The organism is Brachybacterium vulturis, assembly GCF_043641765.1.
Classification (GTDB): Bacteria; Actinomycetota; Actinomycetes; order Actinomycetales; family Dermabacteraceae; genus Brachybacterium; species Brachybacterium vulturis_A.
Map to the genome: position 1 here is coordinate 1 of NZ_JBHZRO010000048.1, position 1452 is coordinate 1452.

General features: G+C 66.7%; 1 protein-coding gene. It reads right to left on the minus strand.

Annotation, left to right across the window (positions count from 1 at the left end; translation table 11 throughout):
• Window positions 1-91: 91 nt before the first annotated feature.
• Complete coding sequence (locus ACHUEU_RS16460) at window positions 92-1351, minus strand: transposase family protein (protein ID WP_394217165.1); 1260 nt, start codon at window positions 1349-1351, stop codon at window positions 92-94.
• Window positions 1352-1452: the final 101 nt, after the last annotated feature.

Here is a 1452-nt window from a genome sequence, read left to right on the forward strand (position 1 = left end):
CGTAGTGCCTCATGTCAAGATGCCCGCGAAATCCTTGCCGTGCCTCAGCTAAGAATGCCCGCGAACGGCCCGGCCCCGCGTGCCCTGATGGTCAGGAGGCTTGGGCGACGTGGATACCCTTGCGGACCTCGGGAAGGGCGGAGGGGATCTGGGCGAGGTAGAGCTGCTCGGTCTTCTCGCGCGCCAGGGCGATCAGGCGGGTCTGGAGGTCGCTGACGCGGCGGGCGATATCGAGGGGGTCGAGACGGTCGCGGTAGGTGAGCAGCTCGCGCTCCTGAGCGGATGAGAGCACCCCGGCGCGCAACAGGCGGTCCAGTGGGGTGGCGGGCTCGTCGTAGAGCCGTTTACGGCGTCCTGCGCGGTCCGTGCCCCACCCGGAGGGCTTCTTGGTGGGCCTGAGGAAGTTGAACTGGTCATCGACCAGGCGCCACAGATGGTTGAGGACCTTCCGCTCGGCCGCGGTGTCGTAGCGGTAGTAGAACGCGTGCCTGCGCACCAGATGCCCGTTCTTCGACTCGATCGTGGCCTGGTCGTTCTTGGTGTAGGGCCGGCCGCGAGTGAAGTAGATCCCCAGCTCACCGGCCCAGTTCACGACCCCGTGATTGAGGAACTCCGAACCGTTGTCGAAGTCCATCCCCGAGACCGCGAACGGGATCTGGGCGACCGCCTCGCCCAGCGCGGCCAGGATGTGCTTGTGGGCGTTGTTGCGGATGCTGCGGGTGAACGTCCACCCGGTATGCACGCAGGTCAGATTCACGGTGCGGACGAACTCGCCCTTGAGCACCGGACCGCAGTGAGCGACGGTGTCGACCTCGAAGAACCCCGGCTCGGCCTCGACCTCGTCGCCGGCCCGGCGGATCTGGATCGAGGTGCGCAACAGCGGTCCCGGCTTCGTGGTCGAGATCCCCCGCAACTGATCCTTCGCCTTCACGGGCTTGAGGTAGCGGTCGATCGTGGCGGCGCTCATCGCCTCCAGCTCCGTCCTGACCATCGGGCCGTAGTGGTCCGTTCCCGCATCGAGATGCCCGGCCCTCTCCAGCAGGTCCAGCAGCAGAGGCATCGAGACCACCAGGTACTTCCCGCACTGGAACCCCGAGGCCGCCCACACCCGCTGCAGGGCCTTCAGCGCGTCGTAGGAGTACTTCGGCGATCGCGCCTTCCGCGGCCGCGCCGCGACGGACTTACCCCGGCCCGGTGGCGCCTTGGCAGCTGCCGTCAATCGGCGTCGGGCGTTGTCCCGTGACCAGCCCGTCACGACCACCACTTGGTCCAGCACCCGGCCCTTGTCCTTCTTCGAGACACGGGCATAGTCCCGGGCGAACTTCGTTGTCACCTCGGCACGAGAGGTCATCGTCAACTCGCTTCCCATGCCCTCCCACGGTCCTCGCTTCGCGGGCAAAAACATATGAGGCACCGAAGACCGTTCGCGGGCACTTTTCGTGAGTCTCGTCG

Bases quoted from the DNA above. Each gene is read 5' to 3' on its own strand.
- ACHUEU_RS16460 (WP_394217165.1), bottom strand. From the start codon at position 1,351: ATGACCTCTCGTGCCGAGGTGACAACGAAGTTCGCCCGGGACTATGCC.